This window comes from Tumebacillus permanentifrigoris (assembly GCF_003148565.1).
Taxonomy (GTDB): Bacteria; Bacillota; Bacilli; order Tumebacillales; family Tumebacillaceae; genus Tumebacillus; species Tumebacillus permanentifrigoris.
Map to the genome: position 1 here is coordinate 1 of NZ_QGGL01000039.1, position 5791 is coordinate 5791.

Consider the following 5791-nt stretch of genomic DNA (forward strand, 5'->3'; position numbering starts at 1 on the left):
CCAGTTGTCACAGTCTCGTGATGATGGCGGAAAGGTCACACCTGTTCCCATCTCGAACACAGAAGTTAAGCTTTCCAGCGCCGATGGTACTTGGACCGCAGGGTCCTGGGAGAGTAGGACGTCGCGGGGCATAGGAACTGAAAAGACCCGATTCTCTAGGGAGGATCGGGTCTTTTTTCTACATGGAGGTGGTAGTGGGATGGTGACAATCCGAGAGGCACGGATCGAGGATCTGCCGGCGCTGCTGGCAATCTACAACCGCGCAGTGGAGACGACGACGGCAACGTTTGATTTGGAAGTGCAAACTTACGAGCAACGCGAGGTCTGGTTTCATAAGTATGACGACCAGCACCCACTGATCGTCGCGGAGCAAGAGGGCCAGATCGCTGGGTATGGCTGTCTCTCCAAGTTTCGTGACAAAGAAGCGTACCGCAATTCGGTAGAAAACTCCGTGTACATAGATGAGCGCTTCCAACGACAAGGGATTGGCAAGGCGCTGTTGGAAGATCTGCTGCAACGCGCTCGCCAATTGGGCTACCATACGGTTATCGCCGGGATCACGGCTGGGAACGACGGCAGTGTGAAGTTGCATCAGGCGTTCGGATTTGAGCTCTGTGGCCGCTTCCGACAGGTTGGGTACAAGTTCGATGCCTGGCAGGACGTGGAGTTTTATCAACTGATGCTGTGAATGAAGTTATGAGAGATGTTGTAGTGAATCGGAAGACGCGATCCGTGACGGATCGCGTCTTTTTTTCATATCTTGGACTAGAACCAAGGGTGGAGTTGAGGGGGATGGGGGACAATCTGAAAAAGTTCGACCACGTCGTCGTGTTGATGATGGAGAATCGCTCCTTCGACAACATGGCGGGGTGGCTGTATCCAAAGGGGAAAGCACCACGGGGACAGGTGTTTGACTGGGTCGATGGCAAAAGGCTCTCCAATCCGATCCCCAAAAACGCGTCGGATGCATGGCGCAAGGAAGTCCCCGTCGGGCGGGGCAGTCAGGACTTGGCACCGACGACCGATCCAGGTGAGGAGTTCCGACACATCAACCGTCAATTGTATGGAACTCCCACTCCGCAACCTGGGCGCCGCGCAGAGATGAAGGGCTTCGTGCAGGACTACATCGAGGTCTTGCGCGAGGAGGACGTTGAGGCCACATACCAAGCCTACAAAACGATCATGGACGGATTCACGCCACAACAAGTTCCGGTGATCAGCACGCTGGCGAAGCAATATGGAGTGTGTGACCGTTGGTTTTGCTCGGTGCCGAGTCAGACGTGGACGAATCGGTCGTTTTTTCACGCGGCGACGTCGGCAGGCTTGGTGAACAACTGGCCCTACATCAACTGGCTACAAAATGATACGGATACGATTTTTAACCGCTTGTCGGAGGCCGGCTTGTCGTGGGGCGTCTATTATGACAAAGCCACGGTCGCCTCGCTGACGATGTTGATCCACTTTCGCAAACTAGCAGGTCATTGGAACACGAACTTTCACTTCATGGAGCGCTTTTACTCCGATGCAGCCAAGGGGACTTTGCCACACTACACGTTCATTGAACCGCGCTTCAACAACTGGGGGGGTCAACGCAACGACCAGCATCCCCCCTATAGTGTGGCGCAAGGCGAGCAGTTGATCTATGATGTGTACCAAGCATTGAGGAAAGGCAAGAACTGGGAGCGAACACTGTTCCTCATCACCTACGACGAACATGGGGGCTGTTATGATCATGTCCCACCCCCTGCTACCACACCACCTGAGAAAAAAGCCTCTGCAGGGCAGGAAGGCTTTCATTTCGACAGACTCGGGGTGCGGGTGTGCACGGTTGTGGTCTCGCCGTATATCGAGCCGGGAACGGTATTTCGGGCAAAAAATACAGACGGGCACGAGGTACCGTTGGAGCATGCCTCGATGATCAAGACTTTGACGTCGCGTTGGAATTTACGGCCCTTGACAGAGCGTGACAAGCAGGCTGTGGACATTGGGCAGGTGCTATCCCTTGCAAAGCCGCGTGTGGACGATCCATTCATTCCGAAGCCGCAGGTACCGAAATCGTCGCTTTTTCCACCGAAGTTGTCGGGGTTGGAACGCGATTTTGCCGGAATCGCGGCCGTGCGATTGGGGGAGTTGTTGGCGATGCTCGTGAATGCTCAACGTGCCAAACGGAAGTGAGCGGCAGCGTTTTTAGCCAAAAAAAGACTCGATCCAGTGTGGATCGAGTCTTTTTCTTATTCCTTGTCAAAGTATTCGTAGAAGAGGTAGCCCTTGGCCCACTTCTCCTCTACACCTTGGGAAGTTGCAGCTTGGAGGAAGAGACTGACGAGTTTGTCGTCGAGGTCATCGGTTTTGTACTTGTGTTTTTGCACGATTTCTCTGTGGATGGTTTGGAGTTTGGTGAACTGGTTGTCAACGAGTTCTTCGTCTTCGTCCGCAATTCGGTCATAAAAGTTCTCCAAATCGTATACCGTTTCTCGTGAAAGCATCATCGGGGATGTCACCTCCTGCGTGTAGTATGCGCACTTGTAACAATACCGCATGTCCCTGTGAAAGGAAAGGGGAGATTTGCCAATGAGATTGTCAGAAAAAAAGACACAGTTGTACGGAATTTTACGCGAGATGGATCAGGTGATCGTGGCGTTCTCAGCGGGGATCGACAGCACGTTTGTCCTCGCTTGTGCAAAGGAAGTGCTCGGAGATCGTGTTTTGGCTGTGACGGCGGCAAGCGAGACGTTTCCCGATCGGGAGTTGCGGGAGGCGGTTGCGTTGGCGGCGGAGTTGGGGGTGCGCCATGAGGTGATCGAGATTCGGGAGATGGCGAATCCGAATTTTGTGGCGAACAATCCAGATCGCTGTTACCACTGCAAGGCAGGGCTGTATTCGCAGTTGACGGCGCTTGCACAGGAGCGTGAGATCGCGTGGGTGCTGGATGGCGCGAACATGGATGATCTCGGTGACTACCGACCAGGGCGACAGGCCGCCAAGGAGTTTGCGATCCGCTCGGTGTTGCAGGAAGCGGATATTTATAAGGAAGAGTTGCGCGAGATGGCGCGCGAGATGGGGTTGTCGAATTGGGAAAAGCCGTCATTTGCCTGCTTGTCGTCGCGGATTCCGTATGGGAATTTGATTACATTGGAAAAAGTGGGGCAGCTCGACCGGGGCGAGGAGCGGTTGCGAGCGCTCGGATTTCGGCAAATTCGCTTGCGTCACCATGATCAGATCGCTCGCGTGGAGGTGTTGCGCGACGAGTTGGCGCGTGCAGTCGAATACGCGGATGAAATCACGGCGATTCTGAAGGAAGAAGGTTTTTCGTATGTGACCCTCGATCTGCAAGGGTATCGCAGCGGCTCCATGAACGAGACGCTCGGAGTGAAGCGATGAACGCACAGGTTTTGCGGGCTGTATTGGGTCGTCTGCAGACGGGGGAGCTGTCGGTAGAGCAGGCGGAGGCGGAGATTTGCGGGTTTGAGGATCTGGGATTTGGCAAGGTCGACTATGCAAGAGAGCGGCGGACCGGGTATCCAGAGGTGATTTTTGGTCAAGGGAAAACGCCCGAGCAGGTCCGGGCAATTTTTGCCAAGTTGTATGAGCAGCATGGGCGTGTGATGGTGACGCGGGCAGATCCAGAGATGGTGGCGGCCGTTCGGGCATCGGTGCCTGTCGCTGTGTATGATCCGGTCGCCCGCTTGATCATGGCGGGCGGTGGGGAGCGGCGCTATCACGGAACGATCGCGGTCGTGTCGGCGGGGACGGCAGATGTCCCTGTTGCAGAGGAGGCTGCGCGGACGGCGTCGTGGATGGGCAGCGAGGTCGATCGTCTCTACGATGTCGGTGTGGCAGGGATCGACCGGTTGTTGGCTCATCGGGAGCGGTTGCAGCAGGCAAGCGTTTTGATCGTGGTCGCTGGGATGGAAGGAGCGCTGGCGAGCGTGGTCGGCGGTCTGGTTCGCCGACCGGTGATCGCGGTGCCGACGAGTGTTGGGTATGGAGCGCACTTTGCGGGATTGACACCCTTGCTCTCGATGTTGACGTCATGTGCGGCGGGGGTGACGGTGGTGAATATCGACAATGGATTTGGCGCGGCTTATGCGGCGTCGATCATGCAACAGGCGATTTTGGAAGGAGCGAGTTTGGCGTGATGAGTAGGACGTTGTATGTGGATTGCATCTCTGGCATGAGCGGAGATATGCTGCTGGCGGCGCTGATTGATGCAGGCGCCGACCTGCAGTATGTGAAGCGCGAGTTAGAAAAACTGCCTGTGGATGAGTTTGATCTGTGGGTAGATACGGTAGACAAGCGGGGGATCACAGCGAAGAAGTTGGGGATTCGGCTGCCTGAGGTGGGGGGGCGGCAAGGGCATGGGCATTCGCATTCGCATGAGGATGGGCATTCGCACGAGCATGGCAACGGGCATCTCGGACACGCACACGGGCATTCGGATGATCAGGGCGGGCATCGCAAGGCGGCCATGATCTTGGAGATGATTCGGGAGAGTGAACTTCCGGAGCGGGTGATCGCGCGGAGTACTGCTATTTTCGAGGCGATTGCGGTCGCGGAGGGGAAGATTCACGGTATTGATCCGGCAGACGTGCATTTCCATGAAGTCGGCGCGATGGACTCGATCTTGGACACGATTGGGATCTGTTTGGCGATGGAAAGTCTACAAGTGGAACGAGTGTTCTCATCCGCTGTTCCTACTGGCTATGGAAAGGTAAAAATGGCGCATGGCCTGTACCCGATCCCGGCTCCGGCCACCGCCGAACTACTAAAAGGAATCCCGCTCGCCAAGTCTCCTGCAGAGGGGGAATTGACTACGCCTACTGGGGCTGGCGTGTTAAAAGCGCTCGCTACTCGCTTCGGTCCATTGGAGAACTTCACCGTTGAAGCCATCGGGTATGGGGCCGGGACCAAGGACTTCGCTCATCCCAATGTCGTTCGCGTTCTGCTGGGACAGGCTGTTGAGAGCACGGCCCGCGAGACGATTCATGTCTTGGAGGCTCAAGTGGACGATTGCTCGGCGGAAACCTGTGGGTACGTCATGGAGCGACTCTTTGAAGTTGGGGCTCTTGATGTCTACTTCACTTCTGTCCAGATGAAAAAAAACCGCCCAGGCACGCTGGTCAGCGTGCTGTGCGCTCCTGCTGATGTCGTGCGGATGGAAGAACTCCTGTTGCGAGAGACCACGACGTTTGGCGTGCGGCAAAGCGTGTGGACGAGGCGTGCGTTGGAGCGTGAGTTTGAGGAAGTAGAAACGGCCTATGGGCCGGTTCGCTTGAAGATCGGTCGGTTGGACGGACAGGTAGTGCAAGCGACGCCCGAATACGAGGATGTTGCACGACTTGCACATATGAAGGACGTACCTTTTCGTGAAGTCTATCGTGCGGCGGTGTATGAGAACAAGAAAAGGAGCTTGTCTACTGAGAGTCGCTGAGAGGCGGCTTTTTGTTTCGTCGGGCGGGAATTTGAGGAAATATCGCGTTGTGTCGATACTGTGGGCATGATAAGATAACTCTTGTCGCCGCGAGAGACACGGTGGTGACGAGATTGATCCTTGAAAACTAAACGAGTGATAGATGAGAATCGATTCGAGCCTTGAATCAAACTTTAATTGAGAGTTTGATCCTGGCTCAGGACGAACGCTGGCGGCGTGCCTAATACATGCAAGTCGAGCGGACTGATGTGGAGCTTGCTCCATTGATGTCAGCGGCGGACGGGTGAGTAACACGTGGGTAACCTGCCTGGCAGACTGGGATAACGCTTGGAAACGAGTGCTAATACCGGATGATCTCTT

General features: G+C 55.4%; 6 protein-coding genes and 2 rRNA genes. 7 read left to right on the forward strand and 1 reads right to left on the reverse strand.

What is annotated here, in order from left to right; all coding sequences use genetic code 11:
* The first annotated feature begins 13 nt into the window (after positions 1 to 13).
* The 3 genes from rrf (at position 14) to C7459_RS22270 (ending at position 2175) form a co-directional block, all read left to right on the forward strand.
* Positions 14 to 130 (forward strand): 5S ribosomal RNA (gene rrf, locus C7459_RS22260).
* 69 nt (positions 131 to 199) lie between these two features.
* The gene (locus C7459_RS22265) at positions 200 to 688 is read left to right on the forward strand and encodes a GNAT family N-acetyltransferase (RefSeq protein WP_109691439.1); all 489 of its coding nucleotides are present in this window, start codon (positions 200 to 202) and stop codon (positions 686 to 688) included.
* Positions 689 to 792: 104 nt separating this feature from the next.
* Positions 793 to 2175, forward strand: a complete 1383-nt coding sequence (locus C7459_RS22270; RefSeq protein ID WP_170119617.1) for an alkaline phosphatase family protein — start codon at positions 793 to 795, stop codon at positions 2173 to 2175.
* Between the two features lie 56 nt (positions 2176 to 2231).
* On the opposite strand, the gene C7459_RS22275 is transcribed toward C7459_RS22270, so the two are convergent.
* Positions 2232 to 2489, reverse strand: coding sequence for a hypothetical protein (locus C7459_RS22275; protein ID WP_109691441.1), 258 nt, complete (start codon positions 2487 to 2489; stop codon positions 2232 to 2234).
* 82 nt (positions 2490 to 2571) lie between these two features.
* Between C7459_RS22275 and larE the strand changes: the two genes are divergently transcribed.
* The 4 genes from larE to C7459_RS22295 form a co-directional block, all read left to right on the forward strand.
* Positions 2572 to 3381, forward strand: coding sequence for an ATP-dependent sacrificial sulfur transferase LarE (larE, locus tag C7459_RS22280; protein WP_109691442.1), 810 nt, complete (start codon positions 2572 to 2574; stop codon positions 3379 to 3381).
* Positions 3378 to 4139, forward strand: a complete 762-nt coding sequence (gene larB, locus C7459_RS22285) for a nickel pincer cofactor biosynthesis protein LarB (protein WP_109691443.1) — start codon at positions 3378 to 3380, stop codon at positions 4137 to 4139. Before larE ends, larB begins: the two co-directional genes overlap by 4 nt.
* Positions 4139 to 5431: a nickel pincer cofactor biosynthesis protein LarC gene (gene larC, locus C7459_RS22290; protein WP_109691444.1), complete on the forward strand. Its 1293-nt coding sequence runs from the start codon at positions 4139 to 4141 to the stop codon at positions 5429 to 5431. Before larB ends, larC begins: the two co-directional genes overlap by 1 nt.
* Before the next feature lie 173 nt (positions 5432 to 5604).
* A 16S ribosomal RNA gene (locus C7459_RS22295) occupies positions 5605 to 5791 on the forward strand; the annotation flags it as partial.